Here is a 20,682-nt window from a genome sequence, read left to right on the forward strand (position 1 = left end):
AGGTAACGGATCATCGAATCTTAACCGATTTTTAACTACATTAGAATCTTTTAGATTATTCTCAGGCATTTTCTTTTGAAATCTCGTCTCTATAAATAGTGTCGAGTATTCCGTTTATAAACGGGACAGATTCTTCTTTTTCAAATTCTCTCGTAAGCTCTATTGCCTCGTTTATTACAACCTTAGCCGAAATATTTTTTTGATTGATAAGACTATAAATTGACAATCGCAAAATACATCGGTTCACGACAGAAATTCTGGAAAACTCCCAGTTTTTGGAATACGCTTTTATTATATTGTCGAGTGTTTCCCAATTTTCTACAACACCATTTATGATTTCTTTTGCGAATTTTCTTTCAGACTCTTCTGTTTTTTTGTCATACCACTGAAATGACAAAACTTCCTGCAAAGGAGATTTTACTAAATCCAATTGATAAAGCGCTTGAAGAGCGAGTATTCTGCCTGTGTGTCTAGCTGGCATCTATATTTGTTTTACAATATTAGACATTTCAATTGCTGTAATAGCAGCTTCAGCTCCCTTGTTTCCGGCTTTCGTTCCGGATCTTTCAATAGCCTCTTCGATTGTATTTGTTGTCAGGACTCCAAATATAACCGGGAGGTTGAATTCTTTGCCGATTTGACCGACCTTGGCTGCCTCTCCCGCTACATAATCAAAATGCGCTGTTGAACCTCGAATCACTGCCCCAAGGCAAACAATAGAATCGTATTTTTTTGTTTTCGCAAGTAGAGATGCGATAAAAGGAAATTCATAGGCGCCGGGAATTTTTATTACCGTAATGTCTTTTTCTGACACACCATGCCGAATAAAAGCATCTACTGCACCTTTCAGAAGGCTCTCTGTAATAAACTCATTAAACCTAGATACGATGATTGCCGGTTTTTGCCCATTTGCATTTAAACTGCCCGTAATTTCTATATATCCCATATTTCCTTTTAGCCCACTGCCAGAATCGAACTGGCGACCTTTTCGTTACGAGGGAAACGCTCTACCAACTGAGCTAAGCGGGCACGAAATTTTTGACAACATTGATAGATTTTCCATTGTGTCTAAAATGACAACCTTAAAAGTATTTTGCCCATTCCTTCTTATTCTATTATCGGCTTTCAGTTTTACTTTTTGCAATAAGGAAATTAAAAAAAAATCTTCTGCTTTGGCTTTAGAACTACCCTCATGGGTAATGACCGATTCAGAAAATTTACGAGAAATTACAGTTCCAATAATCTCTATACAAAAAAAAATAAACCCAAACGATTCACTCCCAGAAAGCACAATCGTTGCAATTCAAAAAGATAGGAGATTTGTATTGTCCGGCTCTCCCTATTCTATGAAAGAAATCTTTTTTCAATCTGGTTGTATCCACGGAAGTAGTTTAGTTAAAATCACTAACTCAAAAGTTGTAGATAATAGAATTGATGTCTGGACAGGAATTTGTTCGGACAAGACTTTTGATACAATTGAATTTCGTGTTTTTGGTTTTGGGAATAGAGAGAGTTATAATTTTTTTAAGCAAACCTTAATCGAAAAAACTTCACTTGCAAAAAAATATTTTTACTCAAAAAATGAACATAGGTTGATACAGACATTAGAAGAAATTTTAGAAATTGAGCCAGCCTACCCTTATGCGAGGCTCAATCTTGGAAATTATTATCTTGCAAGAAAAAACTGTAAAAAAGCGATCCGAAATTTTAGGATATTTTTCAGACTGACTCCAAGATTCAAAGACAGGGATAATATATTTCATTCTGTAAATTTGAACTGCAAAGAAAATTTATCACAAAATTTTTGATCCTACTTTGCAACACGGATGACCAGAGTGATTTTGCCATCAGGATTTTCTACCACTTCAAAACCCTCGTTCAATAATGATTTCTTTATTTTATACATTCCAAGATTGACTACTTTTTGATCAGTTTTTAATACGGGTTTTGGTAAGTTTTCCATAGTAATATAATTTTCGACATTGAAAAACTTCATCTTTAACGTGAGTTCAAATTAAAAAAATTCTATTTGCGACATAGATTGAAATAAATGAAAGTGATTTTTAATATGATTTAATGTTCGACCTCATTACCTGGAGCGGGGGTCGAACCCGCACGTCCTTACGGACACAGGATTTTAAGTCCTGTGTGTCTACCAATTCCACCATCCAGGCAATTAGATGTGATGATGACAGAAAATGACAGTTAGGTTTTCTGTCAATTTTTTAAATTTTTGTGTCTCTTACTAAAATCTTCGGTACCGATTTTTTTTCCGGCATATAATTTTTTTTTATTATTTTCTACATTTATTTGAAAATAAATTTTGTATAGGTGGGCTTATATTGGGTCTTGAATTTTTTCTACAAAGATAAGATGGAAATTTCAAAAATAAAAAACCCCGACTTCACTTGGATAAAAGTCGAGGTCATTTGCACTAAAAATAATTAGAAAACTACTATTCTTTTTTTTCTTTGTTTCTAGAGAAAAAAGACCTTTTTTTCTTAGTTTCTTTATCTGCAGCTTTAGTCTCAACACTTTTTGATTTCTTTGGTTTAGTCTGAGTTTTTTCTTCAATTAACTGATCTCTATTTTTTCGATCTACTAACTCCAATAAAGCCATTTCAGAATTATCAGATTTTCTATTTACAATCTTTAAAATTCTTGTGTAACCACCGGGACGTGTTTGGTATCTTGGGGCTATATCGCTAAATAATTTTGCAACTACATCACGATTTTTAATAGACTTCATTACCTCTCTCTTATTATGCAAAATTACTTCTGGCTTAACATCTCCGAGAGAGTTCTTTGCTTTGGTAATCAATTTATCAGCGAAGCCTCTGGCAACTTTTACCTTTGCTAAAGTTGATTCAATTCTTTCATGTAAAAACAAACTAGTTAGCATGTTGTCTAACATTGCTTTCCTATGCTTAGAATTTTTATTTAAATGTTTTACTTTATTTGCTTTTATCATATTAGAAATCCCTCATACCAAACGATAATCCACTCTGTGCAAGTTTAGATTTCATTTCATTCAAGCAGGCATCGCTATAATGACGAGACTTGGTAAGCTCTTCTTCATTGCGTTTTACTAAATCACCTACAAAATCAATCTCCAAACTTCTTAAAATATTTAAAGCTCTAACAGAGAGTTCTAACTCTTCTACGTGCTTAGATAAGGACGCTTTGAACTTTTGGTCTGATTCATCCATTTCATCAGATTCTTCTTCTGTTTCTTCCTCAAAATTAATAAATACTGATAAATGATCTTTTAAAATTTTAGCTGCCTGGGCAACTGCGTCCTCAGGTGCAATAGACCCATCAGTCCAAACATCAAGGGTTAATTTTTCATAGTCAGATCTTTGAGCAACACGAGTTTCTCCTATTTCAAACAAAACTTTTTGAATAGGAGAAAAAAGTGAGTCTATAGGAAGAGTCCCAAGAACTTCAATGTCTTTTCTTTTTTCTTCTGCCGGAATATACCCTTTCCCTCGCATAATTTCTAGATCGAGTATTAAATTTGCATCTTCGTTTAAAGTAGCAATTAATAGATCAGGGTTCATGATTTCTATTGAAGAATCTACCGCCAAATCTCCAGCCTTAAAATACCCTGCCCCTTTCAATTCGAGGTGAATTATCTTACTCATATCTCTATCTTCAGGTTCGTATTTGATTCGAACTTGCTTAAGATTCAAAATAATACGACTAACGTCCTCTGTGATCCCTTCAATATAAGAAAATTCATGAGTGATGCCCTCTATACGAATAGCAGAAATTGCAGCACCTTCAATTGAAGACATGAGTGTCCTACGAATTGAATTTCCAATTGTTGTGCCAAATCCTCTTTCAAAAGGCTCTGCGATAAATTTTCCATAATTTGGAGTATTTGTTTCAGTTACAAATTCAATCTTTTTCGGTCTCTTAAAACCTTTTAACAAATTCTTTGGTGCCATTCTTACCTTTCCGTAAAATAAAATCTATTTAGAATACAATTCTATGATCACTTGCTCTTTAATCGGCATATCAATATGCTCTCTTGTAGGTAGAGCAATAATCTCACCCGATAAATTCACATAATCAGGTGTAAGCCAAGAAGGATGACGATTCAGAGATTGTGCATATTTTATATTTTGATCCAGTAAACTGGACTTTTTGAATTTTTCTCGAATTTCTATCTTATCGCCTATTTTAATCTGATAGCTTGCAATATCGACCCTATTTCCATTTACATTGATATGTCCCTGAGAAATAAAAGATCTAGATTGTGCTCTTGATGTTGCAAGACCTAACCTATAAACTACGTTGTCTAGCCTTCTTTCTAACAATTGCAGAAGTATATCACCTGTAATCCCTGTTTGAGATTTATGGGCTTTCGCAAAATATTCTCTGAACTGCTTTTCAAGCACTCCATATATTCTTTTTACTTTTTGCTTTTCACGTAATTGTAAAGAATATTCCGATACCTTTCCTTTTTTCTTAGGAGGAAGTCCAGGTGGATTTTTTCTGTCTTCAAAACTACATTTATCCTTATTTAAGCACCGACTACCTTTTAAATAAAGTTTTAAACCTTCTCTTCTGCATAGTTTACAAGCTGGTCCTGTATATCTCGCCATATTCTAACTCACACTCTTCTTCTTTTTCTCGGTCTGCATCCGTTATGAGGCAGAGGAGTAATATCTTTTATAATTTTTATTGCTAATCCTTTTGCTGCAAGAGATCGAATTGCTGACTCTCGTCCAATTCCGGGCCCCGAAACCAATACATCAACTTCACGAATTCCTGATGCTTCAATTGCCTTATCTGCAGCATTTCCAGCAGCAATTTGAGCTGCATAAGGAGTAGATTTCTTAGACCCTCTAAATGCCATAGCTCCAGATGTTGACCAAGATATTACATTTCCGGCCATATCAGTAACAGATACAATTGTGTTATTAAAAGAAGCTTGTATATATACCTTGCCTTTAGGGATATTTTTCTTTTCTTTTTTCTTAACTTTTTTTTCTTTTTTATTTTTCTGATTTTTTTCCATGATTAGTCCGTATTTTACTTAGTCACTTTCTTTTTATTTGCTACAGTTTTCTTTCCGCCCTTTCTGGTTCGGGCGTTGGTTTTCGTTCTTTGTCCTCGAACAGGTAAACCTCTTCTATGACGAAGCCCACGATAACAACCTATATCCATAAGCCTTTTGATATTTAGGTTAGTTTCAGAGCGAAGATCACCTTCAACAGTTTTTTCTTCTTCAATAACTTTTCTAATTGCAGCTTCTTGTTGATCGTTCAAGTCTTTTACTCGAACACTAAAATCAACACCTGCCTTATTCAAAATCTTTTCAGATGAAGACCTGCCTATTCCAAATATATAGGTCAGCCCAACTACTATTCTTTTATCTTTAGGAAGATCAATTCCAGCAATCCTCGCCATTATCTCTGCCTCTGTTTGTGTTTAGGATTTGCACAAATCACACGAATCACACCTTTTCGTCTGATAACTTTACAACTGCTACATATTTTTTTAACTGATGTTCTAACTTTCATATTTCCCTACTTCTTACGATAAGTAATTCTACCCTTGGTTAAATCATAAGGTGAAAGCTCAACCGTCACCTTGTCCCCAGGTAAAATCCTGATATAATGCATCCGCATTTTTCCAGAGATATGGGCTAAAATCTTATGCCCATTTTCTAACTCAACACGAAACATAGCATTTGGAAGAGGCTCTGTAACAGTACCGTCCACTACAATCGCTTCTTCTTTTGCCAATCTTTTACCCTAACTCCTTTTTGATCCTATCTGCAATCTCTTCCACAGTTCCAAGTCCATTCACTTCGCTTAAAATACCTTTTTTGCGATAATAATCCAAAAGTGGAAAGGTTTTTGAATTATAATTTTCAAGACGATTTTTGATAGTTTCCTCGTTATCGTCTGAACGACCTTCTTTTTTCGCTCGTTCTAAAAGGCGAGTAATAAGCTCTGAGTCTGGCACGGATAGATTAATAGCTGAGTCTAATTTCAAACCAAGCTCACCCAAAATTTTTCCAAGAGAATCGGCTTGCTCTATAGTTCTGGGAAAACCATCTAACAGGAATCCGGTAGTGCAATCTTCCTCTCTTAGCCTATCTTTAATAATTCCTACTACAACTTCATCCGGTACTAAATCTCCGGCTTCCATAAATTTTTTTGCTAAAAGCCCCATCTCGGTCCCTTTTTTAACAGATTCACGTAAAATATCGCCTGTAGAAATCTGAGGAATTTTAAAATTTGCACAGATAGTCTTTGCCTGTGTTCCTTTTCCGGCACCGGGCGGTCCCATAAATACTAAACGCTTCATCGTTTAATTTCGACCCTTGATCTTGGATTTTTTCATAAATCCTTCATAATTTCTCATTAGAAGTTGAGATTCTATTTGCTTTAGTGTCTCAAGAGCTACACCCACCATAATAAGTAGAGAAGTGCCCCCAAAAGTATAAACTAAGGCACCACCTCCGGTGTTACTTCCTAAATTTAAAAACTTAATTAAAATATAAGGGGAAAGTGCAAGACCAGCGAGAAAAATTGCACCAGGTAGTGTAATCCGATTCAATACCTTTTCTATATATTCTTTAGTTTGAGTTCCGGGACGAATTCCAGGAACAAAACCGCCGTATTTTTTTAAGTTTTCTGCCAATTCTGCTGGGTTAAACTGGATTGCAGTATAAAAATAAGCAAAAAATATAATTAAACCAGTGTATAAAATATAATACACAATAGATCGATACCAAATTTGAGAAAATGGATTGAAAAAATCCATAATGATCGCCCAGCCAGCCCATTGTCCACTATTGGAAGACAACCATTGAACTACAGTTTGAGGAAATAAAATCAAAGAAGAAGCAAAGATAATAGGCATTACGTTTGCACCATTCACCTTAAATGGAATGCTTTGGCTTTTTGCCTGAACCATTCTTCTTCCCACCATCTGCTTTCCGTATTGAAGTGGGACTTTCCGAACTCCTTGGGTCAATATAACAGTAAACGCTATAAGTAAAATAAAAATTATAAACAATATTAAAATAGATAGTGCATCCGAAGAATCTGTAGTCAATAATTGCACGACCGCTTCCGGCATACGACCTATAATACCCGCAAAAATTATTAAGGATATACCGTTTCCGATTCCTCTTTCAGTAATTTGCTCCCCCATCCACATAAGTAAAATCGTACCGGAGGTGATTGTAAGAATCCCGAGTGGGATAAAAAAAGAATCAACCGCAGGACTAATAAGACCAGGATACCTCGCAGGGCTGACACCTGTTCCGGTTGACCAGCTTTTTGCAAGATAAATAACCGCAAGACTTTGAACAGAGCACAAAACAATAGTTCCATATTTAGTGTATTGGTTAATCTTTTTTCTTCCTTCCTCGCCTTCTTTTTGAAGTTTTTGTAATTGAGGAATTAGCACCATTACAAGCTGCATAATGATTGAAGATGAAATATATGGCATAATTCCTAAAGCAAAAATAGAAAATTTTAATAAAGCTCCACCCGCAAACAAATCTACCATACCTAGAAATCCTTCAGTTGGGTCAGAAGAAATACCGGAAACTACTAAGCTATTGATACCGGGAATGGTAACATGAGTTCCCATTCTGAATATAAGGAGCATAGCCAAAGTATAAGCAATTTTATTCCTTAATTCTGGTATCTTAAAAATATTTATAATTGTAGAAATCATAGTATGCTATTTATTTTTTAGCCTTTTTTGGGAATGTAAGTTTCTTGCGAAACTGTACAGAGCCACCCGATTTTTGAACTTTTTCAAGAGCTGACTTAGAGCATTTATCCACAGTTATTTTTACAGGTGAAGTAATACTACCCGTGCCTAATAGCTTGACTAAACCGCTTTCTTCTTTTATCAATCCTTGTTTTACCATGATTTTGGGATCAACCTCACCGGTCAAGTTCAATCGTGCTATATCACGCAAATTTATTGCTTGATAAGAATTATGAAATATAGAAGTAAAGCCTCGCTTAGGTAGTCTCTTGTGGATTGGCATCTGCCCACCCTCAAATCCTCTTTTCATACTTGAAGCACGAGCTTTTTGCCCTTTCTGCCCTCTGGTAGAAGTCTTGCCCATCCCGGATCCGGGCCCCTGCCCAATTCTCTTTCTTTCTCTTTTTGCACCCTTTGGAACAGGAATTAGATTAGAAGTATTTAACTTTTTTTCTACTTCTCCTCTTTTTTTTCCAAATGCAAAAGATTGCTTTATTCTATCTTTAATACCAGGCATATCACACTTTCTCCACTTTTAAGAGATACTCAACAGCTTTAATCATTCCTAAGACAGCAGGATTTTGTTTATGAACCCTTACTTGACCTATTTTTTTTAAACCTAAAGCTTTCAGTGTTTTTCTGTGCTCAGGAATAGTGCCTATTGAACTTTTTACTTGAGTTATTTTAATCTCTTCCATAATCAATCATTTCCGAATAATTTTTTTAAACTGATTCCCCTTTTGCTTGCAGCCATAACAGGAGTTTCTAATTTTTTTAATGCGTCAAAAGTAGCTTTTACGATATTGAGTGAATTTCCTGATCCATAAGATTTAGAAAGTAAATCTTGAATTCCGATTTTTTCTACAACAGAGCGCACTGCCTCTCCGGCAATAATTCCTGTACCTGGGGCACCGGGCTTTAAAATAACTTTTGCAGATTTAAACTGCCCCTTCACTTCATGTGGAATTGTGTGACCAATAATATGAATCTGGACTAAATGTTTTTTTGCAGCATCAATAGATTTTCTTATTGCATCAGGGACTTCATTGGCTTTTCCAAACCCAATCCCTACTCTTCGCTTAGAATCTCCTACGACAGTCAAGGCGTTAAATGAAAATCTTCTTCCACCCTTAACTACTTTAGCAACTCTATCTATTTTGACGACTTTCTCGGTAAATTCTTTTGCTTCTTCTTCAAAATTCATAACAGTTAAAACTCCAATCCTTCTTCTCTTGCGGAATCCGCAAAAGCGGCTACCTTACCATGATAAATCATTCCTGATCGATCTAACACTACCTGCTTGACACCATTTGAAATTGCACGCTTAGCAATAATTTTACCAAGCTCGGATGCTGATTTTTTATTCTTTCTGACATCACCCTTCAAAGGAAAATCTTTTTCGGATGAGATTGCAAACGCAAGTGTCTTTCCAATTTTATCATCAATTATCTGAGCAATCAAAAATTTATTTGATTTATTAAAAACAAGCCTCGGTCTGTCCGAATTTGCTTTAATTTTATAACGAATTCTTTTTGTTCGTTTAATACTTCTTAAGGTTTTTTTCTCTTTATTTATCATGGCTATTTTTATTTTTTACCTGTTTTTCCGGCTTTGCGTTTTATATATTCGGTAGAATACTTAATGCCCTTTCCTTTGTATGGTTCAGGTTCTCTTTTTGCTCGAATATTGGCAGCAACTTGCCCTACCAACTGACGATCAATTCCGCTCACCTTTATTTTTAACTGATCTACTACATCAATTTTAATACCTTTTGGCTCAGGAAACACAACTTCATGAGAAAAACCTAAGTTCATAACTAAGCTATTCCCTTTTTTTTGTGCTCTAAAACCCACTCCAAAAATTTCGAGATTTTTTTCCCAACCTGTACTGACACCTTTCACACAATTATTAAAAAGCGCTCGAACTAAACCGTGCAATGCTACAATATTTTGATCTTCACTATTTCTAAGGAAAGATACGTTTTTGCCATCAACAGACAAACTAATCCCTTTATACAAAGGAGTTTTTAATTCACCAAGAGGCCCCTTCACTACCAATTCCTCTCCCATCTGTTTTACTTCTACCTTATCCGGGAGAGTAACAAGATTTTTACCTATTCTAGACATTATCCGGTCTCCAATATTTCCTTAGTAAATTAAGCAGAGAAATTCTCCGCCAATGTTTAGCTTTTTTGCCTTTTTTCCAGTCATGATGCCTTTTGAAGTAGAAAGAATAGAAATCCCAAGATTGCTTCGGATTGGTTTTATGCTTTCATGGTCGATATAAATCCTTCGACCTGGCTTAGAAACCCTTTCAATCTTATTGATTACAGGAACTCTCAAAGCACTATACTTCAATTGAATTTCATAGTCCGAAAATTCTCCATTTTTAATAACCTGAAAGTTTGAAATAAAACCCTCTTCTTTCAAGATCTCTAAAATAGATTTTTTAATTTTGCTACTAGTGACTATACACTTTTCGTGACCCGCACGACCTGCATTTCTAATTCGAGTCAACATATCTGCTATTGGATCTGATATATTCATATTTTTCCGCCTACCAAGATGCTTTTCTTACACCAGGAAGTTGACCAGCACTCGCCAATTTCCTGAAACACATTCTGCACATTCCAAATCTACGAACATAAGCTCTTGGTCTTCCACATAGAGGACATCTGTTGTATTCTCTTACCTTAAATTTTTTTTCTTTTGCATGCCGTGCTACAAGTGAATTTTTAGCCATTTATTCTATTTAGCTCCTGATCTCTATTTAGTTCTATACGGCATTCCAAAAGCCGCAAACATTTCATACGCTTCTTCATCGTTTGTAGTACTTGTAACAAACGAAATATTAATTCCGTGAATTTTATTGATTTTATCGAATTGTATTTCAGGAAAAATGATCTGTTCTTTTACGCTGATATTATAATTTCCCCTTCCATCAAACCCCTTAGGATTAACACCCTTAAAGTCCCTTACACGAGGGAGAGCCACGTTTATAAGTCTATCTAAAAACTCATACATTCTTGTCCCTCGTAAAGTAACCATGCAACCGATATTCATACCTTCTCTAAGTTTAAACCCAGCAATAGAAATTCTCGCTTTTGTTTTTACTGCTTTTTGTCCAGTAATCAGTCCAAGAGTTTCTAAGGCAGATTCCATTGCTTTAGGATTTTGGTGGGCATCCCCCATTCCAACGTTTAGAACAATTTTTTCTAACCTTGGAACCTGCATGATAGACTTGAAATTGTATTTTTTCAAGAGATTCTGTCTAATTTCTTTTTCGTATTTCGTTTTTAATCTTGCTTTTGCCATAATTAGATTTCTTTACCTTCTGGACGTGTCACTCTAATCTTTTTCCCTTTATTTTCAGTAAAACCGATACGAACACCTTTTTTCTTTTTTGTATCGTATAGCATCACATTGGAAATATGAATAGATGCTTCAACTTCTACAACCCCACCCTGAGGATTTTCTTGAGTAGGTCGCATAAATCTTACTCTCTTATTCAATCCTTCCACATAAACTCGATCTCTACGTTTATCTACAGATAGAATTTTTCCTTTTTTTCCGTTGTCTTTCCCTGCAATACAAATCACTTCATCATCTTTTCTTAATTTGATTTTTTTGAACTTTGTATTTTCTGATCCTCTATAAGGTAATTTTTTTCCCATTAGAGTACCTCCGGTGCAAGCGATATTATTTTCATGTATTTCTTATCTCTAAGCTCACGAGCTACAGGCCCAAAAATCCTTGTTCCTCTCGGATTTCCTTTCTCATCAATAATAGCTACTGCATTATCATCAAACCGAATGTAAGTCCCGTCAACTCTGCGTATTTCTTTTTTTGTTCTGACTACAACTGCTCTTTGTACAGCCTTTGCATGAACTTTTTTCCCAGTTGCATCTCTAAGACCATAACCTGGTTGAGAGTCCTTGACCGCTACAATGATTTCATCCCCAACGGAAGCGTATCTTCTCTTGGAACCGCCAAGAACTTTGATACATTCTACCCATTTAATTCCGGAGTTATCTGCAACTTGCAGTTCTGTCGCTACTTGAATCATATTATTTTGCCTTTTCTACAATTTTTAAGAGTTTATGTCTTTTCTCTTTAGAGAGCGGTATTGTTTCTTGTGCGATGATCCTATCGCCTTCCCTGCATTCTCTTTTTTCATCGTGCACTTTTAAACGATGTGTTTTTCTAGTAATTTTTTTAAAGAGAGGGTGAGTTTGCATGGTTTCGATCTCTATTACAACCGTTTTGTCCATTTTTGCAGAAACAACCTTTCCTTGCACTGTCTTTTGATTTTTGGGCTTAGTATCTTTCATTTATCCCTCTAAATTATTTCTTCTTTTTATCCAAATTTGTATTTATGCCCAATTCTCTTTCTCTTGCAATTGTAAGAAGTCTTGCTATTTTCTTTTTCAAATTTCTGATGATTTTAGGATTTTCCAGAGACCTTGCGGTAACGTATTGAAATCGAAAATTTTTTACTTCTTTTCTTGCCTTGAGAATTTCAGTTTTGATGTCATTATCTTTCATTTCTCTTAGTTTTGTTTTCATACGAGAGTCCTTTTTACAAATTCGGTAGCGATAGGCAATTTATACGCTGCCATAGTTAGAGCCTTTTTAGCTGATTCTTCATCAATCCCACTCATTTCAAATAATACTCTTCCAGGGCGAATTTCGCTGATCCAATATTCTGGATTTCCCTTTCCTTTTCCCATACGAGTTTCTGCTGGTTTTTTTGTAACCGGAGTTTGAGGAAATACCCTAATCCATAATTTGCCGCCTCGTTTTACTCTACGGTTAATAGATACACGGGCTGCTTCGATTTGTCTTGCAGTTATTCTACCTGAATCTACTGCCATAAGACCAAAATCTCCAAAGGAGACCTTGTTCCCTCTTTCATCATTGCCTTTGAGTCTTCCTCTCTGGCGTTTTCTAAATTTAACTCTTTTTGGGGCTAACATAACTTTATCTCACGTTTGTAAAAACAATCAATTTGTTCTTCTTTTTACTGTATATTTATCTTCAACTTCTTCTTCTTTGTTACCTATGAAATCACCACTATAAGTCCAAACCTTGACTCCGATTTGACCAAATGTAGTTAGAGCTTCTTTAAACCCTAAATCAATTTTCGCTCTCAATGTATGAAGTGGAATTCTTCCATCCATATATTTTTCTGTTCGAGCCATATCCGCACCATTAAGTCGTCCGGAAATTGAAATCTTGATTCCTTCTACTCCACCTCGCATGGCTCTACGAAGTTCTGCTTTCATTACTCTTCTAAAAGGCATACGTTGTTCAATTTGTTGAGCTATTGTTTCTGCTACTGCTTGAGCTACAGTTTCCGGTTTTTTTACCTCTACTATATTTAGGTGGATTGGCTTATCAGAAAGTTTTTTGATCTCATTTTTTATGCTATCAATATTTGCGCCCTTTTGTCCAATCACTACACCGGGTTTAGCTGTATGAATATTTACATTAATTTTTTCAGGAAACCTTTCGATGATAATCTTTACAAGCGCAGCTTGCTTAATTCTATTGATTAAAAATTTTCGGATTTTTATATCTTCGTGGAGATTCTTAGTATAACTTTCCTTAGAAAACCATATAGAATCCCAAGTTCTTGTTATTCCTAATCTTAAACCGTTTGGATTTACTTTTTGTCCCATCTTTTTTCCTTTAACCTAATCCGATAAAACTACAGTTATATGACTTAATTTCTTTCTGATTCTTGCAGCTCGACCCCTTGCTCTTGCACGAAATCTTTTCATAATAGGCCCTTCATCAACATATATTTTTTTTACATACAGGCTTGCTTCGTTTAATTTCTTGTCTGCGTGTATAGCATTTGCCTTTGCAGAATTCATTACATTTAAAACTAAGTCCGCTGCCTTTTTATTTGTAAATTTTAATATATCAACGGCCTCAAGATAATCAAATCCCCTCACCTCATCGGCTACAAGCCTTGCTTTTCTTGCTGATATTCTTACAAAACGAGCGACTGCCTTGGCTTCCATTATTTCTTAACCTTCTTATCTTGATTGCTATGCCCTCTATAGGTTCTTGTAGGTGAAAATTCTCCTAATTTGTGACCAACCATATTATCATTAATATATACAGGAATAAATTTATTCCCATTATGAATCATTACAGTATGTCCTACCATGTCAGGAAAAATCGTACTTCTTCTTGACCATGTTTTAAATGGTTTTTTTACATTATCTGCGTTCATCTTTGTGATTTTTTGCATCAGATGATCGTCGATAAATGGCCCTTTTTTTAAGCTTCTAGACATAGTAATCAATTACCTCTATTTCGATTTCTTTTTCTGCCCTGAACTATAAACTTGGAACTGGTCTTTGCCTTCTTCCTTGTTTTATAACCCTTAGTAGGCTGACCCCATGGTGAAACAGGGTGTCTTCCACCGGAAGTTTTTCCTTCTCCACCACCATGCGGGTGATCGACCGGATTCATCACCACCCCTCTTACCTTTGGTCTTTTACCAAGCCATCTAGATCTACCGGCCTTACCGATAGAGATTAGAATCCGATCCTTATTGCCAATGGCACCAATTGTAGCGTAGCATTCTTTTCTAATTTTTCTTACTTCAGAAGAAGGTAGTTTCAAAGTTACAAAATCTCCATCTTTTGCAGCAATAGTAGCAAATCCACCTGCGGTTCTCGCAATCTGTCCACCCTTTCCATAGCTCATTTCTATATTATGAACGATTGTTCCGGGTGGGATTTTATCGAGAGGTAGAGAATTCCCTAATTTGATTTCTGCAGTTTCTCCAGAGGAAATCTTGTCTCCGACTTGTAAACCTTCAGGTGCCAATATATAAGAATAGACTCCGTCCTGATAGCAAATCAATGCAATAAAGCAAGTTCTGTTTGGATCGTATTCGATTGATTTAACAATTGCTGGAATATTTCTTTTGCTTCTTTTAAAATCAATTTCTCTATATTTTCTCTTTACTCTTCCACCCTTTCTTCGGACAGAAATTTTACCGCCATCCCCACGTCCTGCCTTATAATTTAGCATAGTAGTTAGAGATTTATACGGTTTAGATTCAGTTACCTCTGCAAAATCAAGAACAGATTTGTATCGGGTAGATGAAGTCACCGGTTTGTATTTTCTTATCCCCATTATCAACCACCCTTAGTAAAATCCAAAACTGAACCATTGGAAAAAGTTACGATGGCCTTTTTCCAATGAGGGCGAACAGAAATAGAATTTCTAAATTTTTTATTTTTACCTTTATATACCATAATGCTTATTGAAGAAGGAGAAACATTATAGGTTTTTTTAATAAATTCTTTAATCAAAGTTTTATTCGCACGAGGATGAACTTTAAAAGAATACTTTATTGTTCTTTTACCGGTCTTAGTTCCGATTTTTTCTAAATCCTGTGCTTTTTCTGTAAGCAAAGGAGCAATAACTACATTTTCAATATTCATAATCTTCTTTTATGCCCCGTACTTAGCTTCTAACTCTTTCATTGCACTATCAGTAATCACCAAATTGTTGTTGTATAACAACTCGCGACAAGCGATTCTTTTTGCATTGATAAACTGTAGATTTTTAATATTTCTGGCAGAATTTTTTAAGTGAAGACTATCGTTTGCAACAATCAGACTAAATCTACCCTTGTCTTCAATATTCATATTTTTAAATATTTGAAAAACTGCTTTCGTGTTAAATTCATTCAAACTAATGTCTTCTAACAATTTCAACTTTTCTTCATAGGCTTTTTTCTGTAAGATAGAAACTACTGCTCGATTCTTAACATTTCGTGAAAGCCGAATAGAGTAATCTCTTTTCTTAGGTCCATGGATTACACCTCCACCAACCCAATGAGGTGCTCTGGAAGATCCTTGTCTTGCGCGACCAGTACCTTTTTGGGACCAAGGCTTCTTACCACCACCACGAACTTCTCCTCTATCTTTTGTAGAATGGTTTCCCGATCTCATATTAGCGTTTTCAGCTTTAATCGCATCAAAGATAGCACCTTTACTGAGTTTTTCTTTGAATAAGAATTCAGGTAGCTCTACATCTTTTAAAAATTTTCCTGAATTTGAAAATTTCTGTGCTTTCATACTATATTTTCTCCACTGTAACAAGAGACTTTGATGGGCCGGGAATGCACCCAGAAACAAAAATAAGATTGCTTTCAGGAATAATCTTCACTATCTTCAAATTAGATACAGCAGTTTTTAAGCCACCGGCTCTACCCGGAAGCTTTAGCCCCTTAAACACCCTGGAAGGAGTCGCACAAGCACCGATCGAACCTGGAAGTCTATGATTTCTAGAACCGTGAGCCATTGGACCACCATGGTGTCCGTGTCTTTTTACTACCCCTTGGAATCCCTTTCCTTTGCTGACTCCGGTAACTTTTACCTTATCAGAAATTGCAAAAATATCAGCTACTTGAAGAGTATCTCCAGCTTTAGGTCCTTCCTCTCCAAATCGAAATTCTTTTAAAAATCTCTTTGGTTCAATCTGATTTTTACTTAAATGCTTTAACTCCGGTGAAGAAATCTGCTCAGGCTTTACTTCTCCGTAACTCAACTGAATCGCAGAATAACCATCTTTTTCAAGAGTTTTCACTTGTGATACGCTACAAGGACCCAATTCTAAAGCTGTAACAGGGAGCATGTCACCTGCCTCAGTAAAGATTTGTGTCATTCCGATTTTTTTTCCTATCAATCCCTTTGCCATGCCAAAAACCCCTAAGATTTAATATCCACTGAAACACCGGCGGGCAATTGAAGCTTCATGAGAGCTTCTACTGTATCTTCATTCGTATTCAGAATATCAATTAGCCTTTTATGAGTTCTCATTTCAAATTGCTCTCTCGATTTCTTATTCACATGAGGAGAACGCAGCACAGTGTATCTCTCAATTCTGGTTGGTAAAGGAATTGGACCAGACACTACTGCACCTGTTCTTTTTGCTGTTGCAACAATCTCATAGGTTGATTGATCAATCAACCTATGGTCGAATGCACGTAACTTAACTCGTATTCTTTGCCCGTTTGTCATTTTCTAAAACTACTCAATGATGTCTGCAACTACACCAGACCCGATTGTTTTACCACCTTCACGAATCGCGAAGTTCAAACCCTTATCCATAGCAATTGGGTGAATCAATTCTATCGTAACAGAAACGTTATCTCCCGGCATCACCATTTCCATTCCAGCAGGAAGCATACATACCCCTGTTATATCTGTAGTTCTGAAATAGAACTGAGGACGATAATTATTGAAGAATGGCTTATGACGGCCTCCCTCATCTTTTGTTAGTACATAAACCTCAGCAGCAAACTTCTTGTGAGGGGTAATGGAACCCGGCTTAGCGAGAACTTGACCTCTCTCAATGTCTTCTTTTTTAGTACCACGAAGAAGTGCACCGATATTGTCTCCGGCTTCTGCCTGATCCAATAACTTTCTGAACATTTCGATACCAGTAACAACAGTTTTCTGCGTATCTCTAATACCGATGATTTCCAATTCTTCGTTAATTTTTAGGACACCTTGCTCTACTCTACCGGTGGCAACAGTTCCTCGCCCAGTAATGGAGAATACGTCTTCTACAGGCATAAGGAAAGGCTTGTCAGTAATACGCTTAGGGTTCGGAACGTAAGTGTCTAACGCTTCCATTAATTTTTCAATGGATTTCATTCCAAGTTCACTCTCGTCACCTTCAAGGGCTTTTAATGCAGAGCCGTAAACGATAGGGATTTCACCTTGTCCTTCTTTGGGGAAATTGTATTTTTTCAAAAGATCGCGAATTTCTTCTTCGACCATTGCGATCATTTCAGCTCTTTCGTCTTCCTTTAACTGATCTGCTTTATTCAAATAGACTACAATATAAGGAACACCAACCTGTCTTGCAAGCAAGATGTGCTCTTTTGTTTGAGGCATAGCACCATCTGTAGCAGACACCACTAGAATCGCTGCGTCCATCTGTGCGGCACCTGTAATCATGTTCTTCACATAGTCAGCGTGACCTGGACAATCGACGTGAGCATAATGTCTGTTTGCAGTTTCATATTCTTGATGAGAAGTTGCAATAGTAATACCCCTGGCTTTTTCTTCAGGAGCGTTATCGATTTCGTCATAACGCACGGCCTTATTTTTTCCGCCGAATTTTCTTGCAAGTGTAGTAGTAATCGCCGCAGTAAGAGTTGTTTTACCGTGGTCAACGTGACCAATTGTTCCAACGTTTAAGTGCGGCTTACTCCGATCAAATTTTTCTTTAGCCATTTCCTAACTCCTAATACTTTTTGCGGGTTTTACCCGATTATTTTATTTCAATAACACTATATTGAGAAATGGAGAAATTCACTTTCGAATGAAAAATTCCTTTCCCTTTTGTCATATTTCTAAGAGAGGCTGTAAAGCCAAGTAAGTTTTCAGTACTTACCTCTCCAGTCACACGACACACCTGAAAATCTTCCTCACAGATTTTTAGAATCTTAGCCGACCTTGAGCCCAATTCAGCCAACACTTTTCCAAGGCTAAAATCTGGCACAACAATCTCAAATGAAGACAAAGAGCCTATAAGCTCAGTTTTTCCTTTGATACAAGATTTCAACCCGCTAATAACGGCTACTTTCAAAAGTGAAAGTATAGGATTGTTGAATTCACTCGGCTTGTCGTAAGAAATAACTCGAAGTTTCACTCCAAGTATCTCTTCTCCAAAATTCCCGTGAGACATAATCTCTTCAAATCCGTCCCGAATAGGCTCACGGATTTCTTCAGGAACATTTTCTTCAAAAAAAACAGAACGAATCAGATCGTTTGACTTTTCTAAAAAAACTGTTATTTCTCCGCTACTTTCCATCCCTTCTTTTATGGAATGAAAAAAAACGTGCTTTTCTGCCACATTTTTCCATATCTCATATCTTGCAACTTTTAATTCACCTGTAGAGAAAATTTCACCAATTCTTTTACGGAGTCTAGACAAACCAATTTCAAGGTGCAATTCTCCCTGTCCCCACAACTCGATTTGACTTGTAATTCTTTGAAATTTCAATGAGAAAGAGTCGTCTTCCCATGTAAGCTCTTTTAATGAATTGTTTAGATCGAAAGAGTTATTTGTAGATTTCGGCTCGACCACAATTCCAAATTGCCCCGCAGATTCCCTATCTTTCTGTTTGTTTTCGAGATTCTTTTTTTCTTTGTTGTAGAGAATTATATTTTTCGGAACATCAATAGAAAGGATAGCTAAAAAAATATCTCCCTCCTCCACTTCACTTTCCTCTTCAATAGAAAGAGATTGAATAAAAAAAATCTGATTAAAGCCAATTTCTCCATACGAGGAATACAGAACATCGTTTCTGTGAATTTCCTTAATAGCTTTTAAATAATAGATTTTTCCAAATTCCGGATGAATTTGTTTTTTAAAAATTATAGCCGACTCATCTTCATTTTTTTTGGCTCTGTGAAATACTTCTCCAAGAAAACACACTAAATCAATCAGATCGCCCACTCCATTTCCGGTTTTTGCGCTACCTATTAACAAAGGAAAAACTTCTCTTATATGAAAACCTTTTTGAAGCCCTTCCAATGCAATTGACTGTATATTCTCCGGTGATTGTAAATATTTTTCAGATAGTTTCTCATTCCACTCAATAAATGGAATCAGAATATTCTCGTCTGCCTTTTTGGCTTTTAGTATTGATTCCATTTTTTGGTTGGAGTTTTGTTTCAGAAAGAACGCAGGATAGATTTTTTTACTTAGCCCTTTTTTTATTTCCGATATTTTTTTTAATAAATCAAATTCTGTAGAATCTATTTTGTTGATAAAAATAATAATCGGGATATTTTTTCGATTTAATTTTTCCCATAAAACTTCTGTTTGCGATTGAATCGTATTGTTTACATCTACTACAAGAATGGCAATGTCTATAACCTCTAAGGCTTCTTCTACTTGCTCATCAAAATCTAAATGACCCGGAGTATCTATTAAATTGCATAGAATTTTTGTGTTTTGGAATTTTTTTTCAAATCTAACTACAACAGATTGAATAGAAATTCCTCTGGAGATTTCCTCTTCCAAAAAATCAGTTTCCGTTGTACCGCTTTCAACATCCCCTAATGAAGAAATTACTTTTTCTTGGAATAAGATTCTTTCGGTAAGAGTAGTCTTGCCTGCATCGATATGGGCGAAAATTCCAAAATTTATGATTTGCCTGTATTTCATAATTGCAAATACTACAACCTCGACATGTATCGAATAAGCCAAGGTTGATATTCTATTTTAAATATTCATTTTATAATGAGCCACATTACTTTTTGTGGATAAAAGGTATTCAACATATAAACAGAATCGCCATTTACAAGCGGCTAAAAACTCGGTTTAGAGTTTTTATTGACACTCCATAAATGGCAATTAAAATCAAATTTTACGAGAAAATATATTTTTAAAGGTTTTTAAAATACTACCAACGATAGTGACTGAAAGCCTTGTTTGCTTCTGCCATTTTCCTAATATCTTCTTTCTTTTTAATAGAAGCTCCCGTTCCTTTTTGTGCTTCCATAAACTCACCTGCAAGTTTAGAACTCATAGATTTTTCATTTCTCTCTCTGGAATAACGAATTAGCCATTTGATTCCAAGCGAAAGTCTTCTTTCAGGACGAACTTCAATGGGAACTTGATAAGTTGCACCACCGACTCTTCTCGATTTTACTTCTACTTCTGGTTTTACATTTTCTAATGCTTGATTAAAAACTTCGTAAGGGTTACTTCCTGTCTTGGTCTGGATTGTATCCATAGCATCATAAAATATTTTTTCTGCTACATTTCTTTCCCCAGAATACATAAGGCAATTGATGAATTTAGCTACAATTTTATCGTTATACCTTGGATCGGGTTTAATTTCCCTTGGTTCTGATTTTCCTCTTCTTCTTGACATGTATAA

At 35.8% G+C, this 20,682-nt stretch carries 37 protein-coding genes and 2 tRNA genes; 1 reads left to right on the plus strand and 38 read right to left on the minus strand.

The features are described 5' to 3' along the window. Positions 1–61 precede the first annotated feature (61 nt). The 3 genes from nusB to HS129_07685 all read right to left on the minus strand — a co-directional run bounded on the left by nusB (position 62) and on the right by HS129_07685 (position 1,029). Positions 62–481, minus strand: coding sequence for a transcription antitermination factor NusB (gene nusB, locus HS129_07675; GenBank protein MBE7411926.1), 420 nt, complete (start codon positions 479–481; stop codon positions 62–64). Beyond that, complete coding sequence (gene ribE / locus HS129_07680) at positions 482–946, minus strand: 6,7-dimethyl-8-ribityllumazine synthase (GenBank protein ID MBE7411927.1); 465 nt, start codon at positions 944–946, stop codon at positions 482–484. Positions 947–956: 10 nt separating this feature from the next. Further along, a tRNA-Thr gene (locus HS129_07685) sits at positions 957–1,029 on the minus strand. 44 nt (positions 1,030–1,073) lie between these two features. Between HS129_07685 and HS129_07690 the strand changes: the two genes are divergently transcribed. Next, entirely contained in the window at positions 1,074–1,808 is a 735-nt protein-coding gene (locus HS129_07690; protein MBE7411928.1) for a hypothetical protein, read from the plus strand. Positions 1,809–1,810: 2 nt separating this feature from the next. Here the strand turns inward: HS129_07690 and HS129_07695 are convergent, their stop codons facing one another. From HS129_07695 to rpsG, 35 genes are all read right to left on the minus strand, one after another. Beyond that, positions 1,811–1,963 (minus strand): hypothetical protein, encoded by a 153-nt coding sequence (locus HS129_07695; GenBank protein ID MBE7411929.1) that lies wholly within the window; start codon positions 1,961–1,963, stop codon positions 1,811–1,813. Positions 1,964–2,090: 127 nt separating this feature from the next. After that, positions 2,091–2,174 (minus strand) — tRNA-Leu (locus HS129_07700). Positions 2,175–2,455: 281 nt separating this feature from the next. Continuing rightward, a complete protein-coding gene (gene rplQ, locus HS129_07705) occupies positions 2,456–2,971 on the minus strand; it encodes a 50S ribosomal protein L17 (protein MBE7411930.1) in 516 nt (171 codons plus the stop codon). Position 2,972: 1 nt separating this feature from the next. Next, entirely contained in the window at positions 2,973–3,950 is a 978-nt protein-coding gene (locus tag HS129_07710; protein MBE7411931.1) for a DNA-directed RNA polymerase subunit alpha, read from the minus strand. Positions 3,951–3,974: 24 nt separating this feature from the next. Next, positions 3,975–4,610, minus strand: coding sequence for a 30S ribosomal protein S4 (gene rpsD / locus HS129_07715; protein ID MBE7411932.1), 636 nt, complete (start codon positions 4,608–4,610; stop codon positions 3,975–3,977). An 8-nt stretch (positions 4,611–4,618) separates the two neighbouring features. Next, positions 4,619–5,026 (minus strand): 30S ribosomal protein S11, encoded by a 408-nt coding sequence (gene rpsK, locus HS129_07720; GenBank protein MBE7411933.1) that lies wholly within the window; start codon positions 5,024–5,026, stop codon positions 4,619–4,621. Between the two features lie 14 nt (positions 5,027–5,040). Continuing rightward, positions 5,041–5,418: a 30S ribosomal protein S13 gene (gene rpsM / locus HS129_07725; protein MBE7411934.1), complete on the minus strand. Its 378-nt coding sequence runs from the start codon at positions 5,416–5,418 to the stop codon at positions 5,041–5,043. Beyond that, a complete protein-coding gene (gene rpmJ, locus HS129_07730; GenBank protein MBE7411935.1) occupies positions 5,418–5,531 on the minus strand; it encodes a 50S ribosomal protein L36 in 114 nt (37 codons plus the stop codon). Before rpmJ ends, rpsM begins: the two co-directional genes overlap by 1 nt. Before the next feature lie 6 nt (positions 5,532–5,537). Further along, a complete protein-coding gene (infA, locus tag HS129_07735) occupies positions 5,538–5,756 on the minus strand; it encodes a translation initiation factor IF-1 (GenBank protein ID MBE7411936.1) in 219 nt (72 codons plus the stop codon). A gap of 4 nt (positions 5,757–5,760) precedes the next feature. After that, on the minus strand, positions 5,761–6,324 hold the full coding sequence (locus tag HS129_07740) for an adenylate kinase (protein ID MBE7411937.1): 564 nt from the start codon (positions 6,322–6,324) through the stop codon (positions 5,761–5,763). Between the two features lie 3 nt (positions 6,325–6,327). Then, positions 6,328–7,707 (minus strand): preprotein translocase subunit SecY, encoded by a 1,380-nt coding sequence (secY, locus tag HS129_07745; protein MBE7411938.1) that lies wholly within the window; start codon positions 7,705–7,707, stop codon positions 6,328–6,330. A gap of 10 nt (positions 7,708–7,717) precedes the next feature. Next, on the minus strand, positions 7,718–8,263 hold the full coding sequence (gene rplO / locus HS129_07750) for a 50S ribosomal protein L15 (protein MBE7411939.1): 546 nt from the start codon (positions 8,261–8,263) through the stop codon (positions 7,718–7,720). Between the two features lies 1 nt (position 8,264). Beyond that, on the minus strand, positions 8,265–8,444 hold the full coding sequence (rpmD, locus tag HS129_07755; protein MBE7411940.1) for a 50S ribosomal protein L30: 180 nt from the start codon (positions 8,442–8,444) through the stop codon (positions 8,265–8,267). Between the two features lie 2 nt (positions 8,445–8,446). Beyond that, positions 8,447–8,950, minus strand: a complete 504-nt coding sequence (gene rpsE / locus HS129_07760; GenBank protein MBE7411941.1) for a 30S ribosomal protein S5 — start codon at positions 8,948–8,950, stop codon at positions 8,447–8,449. A 5-nt stretch (positions 8,951–8,955) separates the two neighbouring features. After that, positions 8,956–9,324, minus strand: a complete 369-nt coding sequence (locus HS129_07765; GenBank protein MBE7411942.1) for a 50S ribosomal protein L18 — start codon at positions 9,322–9,324, stop codon at positions 8,956–8,958. Between the two features lie 8 nt (positions 9,325–9,332). Then, complete coding sequence (gene rplF / locus HS129_07770; protein MBE7411943.1) at positions 9,333–9,872, minus strand: 50S ribosomal protein L6; 540 nt, start codon at positions 9,870–9,872, stop codon at positions 9,333–9,335. A 21-nt stretch (positions 9,873–9,893) separates the two neighbouring features. Further along, positions 9,894–10,292, minus strand: a complete 399-nt coding sequence (gene rpsH / locus HS129_07775) for a 30S ribosomal protein S8 (protein ID MBE7411944.1) — start codon at positions 10,290–10,292, stop codon at positions 9,894–9,896. A gap of 10 nt (positions 10,293–10,302) precedes the next feature. After that, complete coding sequence (locus tag HS129_07780; protein MBE7411945.1) at positions 10,303–10,488, minus strand: type Z 30S ribosomal protein S14; 186 nt, start codon at positions 10,486–10,488, stop codon at positions 10,303–10,305. A gap of 23 nt (positions 10,489–10,511) precedes the next feature. Beyond that, positions 10,512–11,060, minus strand: a complete 549-nt coding sequence (gene rplE, locus HS129_07785) for a 50S ribosomal protein L5 (protein MBE7411946.1) — start codon at positions 11,058–11,060, stop codon at positions 10,512–10,514. Between the two features lie 2 nt (positions 11,061–11,062). After that, positions 11,063–11,419 carry a 50S ribosomal protein L24 gene (locus HS129_07790; GenBank protein ID MBE7411947.1) on the minus strand — a complete coding sequence of 119 codons (357 nt, stop codon included), beginning with the start codon at positions 11,417–11,419 and terminating at the stop codon, positions 11,063–11,065. After that, a complete protein-coding gene (rplN, locus tag HS129_07795) occupies positions 11,419–11,811 on the minus strand; it encodes a 50S ribosomal protein L14 (protein ID MBE7411948.1) in 393 nt (130 codons plus the stop codon). The genes HS129_07790 and rplN overlap by 1 nt, the downstream gene beginning before the upstream one ends. 1 nt (position 11,812) lies before the next feature. Continuing rightward, positions 11,813–12,076 carry a 30S ribosomal protein S17 gene (gene rpsQ / locus HS129_07800; protein MBE7411949.1) on the minus strand — a complete coding sequence of 88 codons (264 nt, stop codon included), beginning with the start codon at positions 12,074–12,076 and terminating at the stop codon, positions 11,813–11,815. A 13-nt stretch (positions 12,077–12,089) separates the two neighbouring features. Further along, positions 12,090–12,311 carry a 50S ribosomal protein L29 gene (gene rpmC / locus HS129_07805; GenBank protein ID MBE7411950.1) on the minus strand — a complete coding sequence of 74 codons (222 nt, stop codon included), beginning with the start codon at positions 12,309–12,311 and terminating at the stop codon, positions 12,090–12,092. Further along, positions 12,308–12,721, minus strand: coding sequence for a 50S ribosomal protein L16 (gene rplP, locus HS129_07810; protein MBE7411951.1), 414 nt, complete (start codon positions 12,719–12,721; stop codon positions 12,308–12,310). The genes rpmC and rplP overlap by 4 nt, the downstream gene beginning before the upstream one ends. 27 nt (positions 12,722–12,748) lie before the next feature. Beyond that, positions 12,749–13,426, minus strand: a complete 678-nt coding sequence (rpsC, locus tag HS129_07815) for a 30S ribosomal protein S3 (protein MBE7411952.1) — start codon at positions 13,424–13,426, stop codon at positions 12,749–12,751. A 15-nt stretch (positions 13,427–13,441) separates the two neighbouring features. Continuing rightward, a complete protein-coding gene (rplV, locus tag HS129_07820; protein ID MBE7411953.1) occupies positions 13,442–13,774 on the minus strand; it encodes a 50S ribosomal protein L22 in 333 nt (110 codons plus the stop codon). Beyond that, complete coding sequence (rpsS, locus tag HS129_07825) at positions 13,774–14,052, minus strand: 30S ribosomal protein S19 (protein MBE7411954.1); 279 nt, start codon at positions 14,050–14,052, stop codon at positions 13,774–13,776. The genes rplV and rpsS overlap by 1 nt, the downstream gene beginning before the upstream one ends. Before the next feature lie 5 nt (positions 14,053–14,057). Further along, on the minus strand, positions 14,058–14,903 hold the full coding sequence (gene rplB, locus HS129_07830; protein MBE7411955.1) for a 50S ribosomal protein L2: 846 nt from the start codon (positions 14,901–14,903) through the stop codon (positions 14,058–14,060). Positions 14,904–14,905: 2 nt separating this feature from the next. After that, positions 14,906–15,214 (minus strand): 50S ribosomal protein L23, encoded by a 309-nt coding sequence (locus tag HS129_07835; GenBank protein MBE7411956.1) that lies wholly within the window; start codon positions 15,212–15,214, stop codon positions 14,906–14,908. 9 nt (positions 15,215–15,223) lie between these two features. Then, positions 15,224–15,853, minus strand: coding sequence for a 50S ribosomal protein L4 (gene rplD, locus HS129_07840; GenBank protein MBE7411957.1), 630 nt, complete (start codon positions 15,851–15,853; stop codon positions 15,224–15,226). A 1-nt stretch (position 15,854) separates the two neighbouring features. Continuing rightward, positions 15,855–16,475 carry a 50S ribosomal protein L3 gene (gene rplC / locus HS129_07845; GenBank protein MBE7411958.1) on the minus strand — a complete coding sequence of 207 codons (621 nt, stop codon included), beginning with the start codon at positions 16,473–16,475 and terminating at the stop codon, positions 15,855–15,857. Between the two features lie 11 nt (positions 16,476–16,486). Then, positions 16,487–16,798, minus strand: a complete 312-nt coding sequence (gene rpsJ / locus HS129_07850) for a 30S ribosomal protein S10 (GenBank protein ID MBE7411959.1) — start codon at positions 16,796–16,798, stop codon at positions 16,487–16,489. A gap of 9 nt (positions 16,799–16,807) precedes the next feature. Further along, positions 16,808–18,022: an elongation factor Tu gene (gene tuf / locus HS129_07855; GenBank protein ID MBE7411960.1), complete on the minus strand. Its 1,215-nt coding sequence runs from the start codon at positions 18,020–18,022 to the stop codon at positions 16,808–16,810. A 37-nt stretch (positions 18,023–18,059) separates the two neighbouring features. Further along, positions 18,060–20,006: a GTP-binding protein gene (locus HS129_07860; GenBank protein ID MBE7411961.1), complete on the minus strand. Its 1,947-nt coding sequence runs from the start codon at positions 20,004–20,006 to the stop codon at positions 18,060–18,062. A 196-nt stretch (positions 20,007–20,202) separates the two neighbouring features. After that, positions 20,203–20,676: a 30S ribosomal protein S7 gene (rpsG, locus tag HS129_07865; protein ID MBE7411962.1), complete on the minus strand. Its 474-nt coding sequence runs from the start codon at positions 20,674–20,676 to the stop codon at positions 20,203–20,205. Between the last annotated feature and the right edge of the window lie 6 nt (positions 20,677–20,682).

The sequence above is a fragment of the Leptospiraceae bacterium genome (assembly GCA_015075105.1).
Classification (GTDB): domain Bacteria; phylum Spirochaetota; class Leptospiria; order Leptospirales; family Leptospiraceae; genus JABWCC01.

Coding starts and splice junctions, on each gene's coding strand:
- HS129_07765 (MBE7411942.1), bottom strand. CDS start 9,324: ATGATAAATAAAGAGAAAAAAACCTTAAGAAGTATTAAACGAACAAAA.
- rplC (MBE7411958.1), bottom strand. CDS start 16,475: ATGGCAAAGGGATTGATAGGAAAAAAAATCGGAATGACACAAATCTTT.
- rpmC (MBE7411950.1), bottom strand. CDS start 12,311: ATGAAAACAAAACTAAGAGAAATGAAAGATAATGACATCAAAACTGAA.
- rplD (MBE7411957.1), bottom strand. CDS start 15,853: ATGAAAGCACAGAAATTTTCAAATTCAGGAAAATTTTTAAAAGATGTA.
- rpsM (MBE7411934.1), bottom strand. CDS start 5,418: ATGGCGAGGATTGCTGGAATTGATCTTCCTAAAGATAAAAGAATAGTA.
- HS129_07835 (MBE7411956.1), bottom strand. CDS start 15,214: ATGAATATTGAAAATGTAGTTATTGCTCCTTTGCTTACAGAAAAAGCA.
- rplB (MBE7411955.1), bottom strand. CDS start 14,903: ATGGGGATAAGAAAATACAAACCGGTGACTTCATCTACCCGATACAAA.
- rpsH (MBE7411944.1), bottom strand. CDS start 10,292: ATGAATATATCAGATCCAATAGCAGATATGTTGACTCGAATTAGAAAT.
- rpsG (MBE7411962.1), bottom strand. CDS start 20,676: ATGTCAAGAAGAAGAGGAAAATCAGAACCAAGGGAAATTAAACCCGAT.
- rpsJ (MBE7411959.1), bottom strand. CDS start 16,798: ATGACAAACGGGCAAAGAATACGAGTTAAGTTACGTGCATTCGACCAT.
- rpmD (MBE7411940.1), bottom strand. CDS start 8,444: ATGGAAGAGATTAAAATAACTCAAGTAAAAAGTTCAATAGGCACTATT.
- rpmJ (MBE7411935.1), bottom strand. CDS start 5,531: ATGAAAGTTAGAACATCAGTTAAAAAAATATGTAGCAGTTGTAAAGTT.
- rpsK (MBE7411933.1), bottom strand. CDS start 5,026: ATGGAAAAAAATCAGAAAAATAAAAAAGAAAAAAAAGTTAAGAAAAAA.
- HS129_07740 (MBE7411937.1), bottom strand. CDS start 6,324: ATGAAGCGTTTAGTATTTATGGGACCGCCCGGTGCCGGAAAAGGAACA.
- rplN (MBE7411948.1), bottom strand. CDS start 11,811: ATGATTCAAGTAGCGACAGAACTGCAAGTTGCAGATAACTCCGGAATT.
- rplQ (MBE7411930.1), bottom strand. CDS start 2,971: ATGATAAAAGCAAATAAAGTAAAACATTTAAATAAAAATTCTAAGCAT.
- rpsQ (MBE7411949.1), bottom strand. CDS start 12,076: ATGAAAGATACTAAGCCCAAAAATCAAAAGACAGTGCAAGGAAAGGTT.
- rpsE (MBE7411941.1), bottom strand. CDS start 8,950: ATGAATTTTGAAGAAGAAGCAAAAGAATTTACCGAGAAAGTCGTCAAA.
- HS129_07710 (MBE7411931.1), bottom strand. CDS start 3,950: ATGGCACCAAAGAATTTGTTAAAAGGTTTTAAGAGACCGAAAAAGATT.
- HS129_07790 (MBE7411947.1), bottom strand. CDS start 11,419: ATGGGAAAAAAATTACCTTATAGAGGATCAGAAAATACAAAGTTCAAA.
- tuf (MBE7411960.1), bottom strand. CDS start 18,022: ATGGCTAAAGAAAAATTTGATCGGAGTAAGCCGCACTTAAACGTTGGA.
- HS129_07690 (MBE7411928.1), top strand. CDS start 1,074: ATGACAACCTTAAAAGTATTTTGCCCATTCCTTCTTATTCTATTATCG.
- ribE (MBE7411927.1), bottom strand. CDS start 946: ATGGGATATATAGAAATTACGGGCAGTTTAAATGCAAATGGGCAAAAA.
- rpsC (MBE7411952.1), bottom strand. CDS start 13,426: ATGGGACAAAAAGTAAATCCAAACGGTTTAAGATTAGGAATAACAAGA.
- rplE (MBE7411946.1), bottom strand. CDS start 11,060: ATGGCAAAAGCAAGATTAAAAACGAAATACGAAAAAGAAATTAGACAG.
- secY (MBE7411938.1), bottom strand. CDS start 7,707: ATGATTTCTACAATTATAAATATTTTTAAGATACCAGAATTAAGGAAT.
- HS129_07695 (MBE7411929.1), bottom strand. CDS start 1,963: ATGGAAAACTTACCAAAACCCGTATTAAAAACTGATCAAAAAGTAGTC.
- rplV (MBE7411953.1), bottom strand. CDS start 13,774: ATGGAAGCCAAGGCAGTCGCTCGTTTTGTAAGAATATCAGCAAGAAAA.
- rplP (MBE7411951.1), bottom strand. CDS start 12,721: ATGTTAGCCCCAAAAAGAGTTAAATTTAGAAAACGCCAGAGAGGAAGA.
- rpsS (MBE7411954.1), bottom strand. CDS start 14,052: ATGTCTAGAAGCTTAAAAAAAGGGCCATTTATCGACGATCATCTGATG.
- nusB (MBE7411926.1), bottom strand. CDS start 481: ATGCCAGCTAGACACACAGGCAGAATACTCGCTCTTCAAGCGCTTTAT.
- rplO (MBE7411939.1), bottom strand. CDS start 8,263: ATGCCTGGTATTAAAGATAGAATAAAGCAATCTTTTGCATTTGGAAAA.
- HS129_07780 (MBE7411945.1), bottom strand. CDS start 10,488: ATGGCTAAAAATTCACTTGTAGCACGGCATGCAAAAGAAAAAAAATTT.
- rplF (MBE7411943.1), bottom strand. CDS start 9,872: ATGTCTAGAATAGGTAAAAATCTTGTTACTCTCCCGGATAAGGTAGAA.
- rpsD (MBE7411932.1), bottom strand. CDS start 4,610: ATGGCGAGATATACAGGACCAGCTTGTAAACTATGCAGAAGAGAAGGT.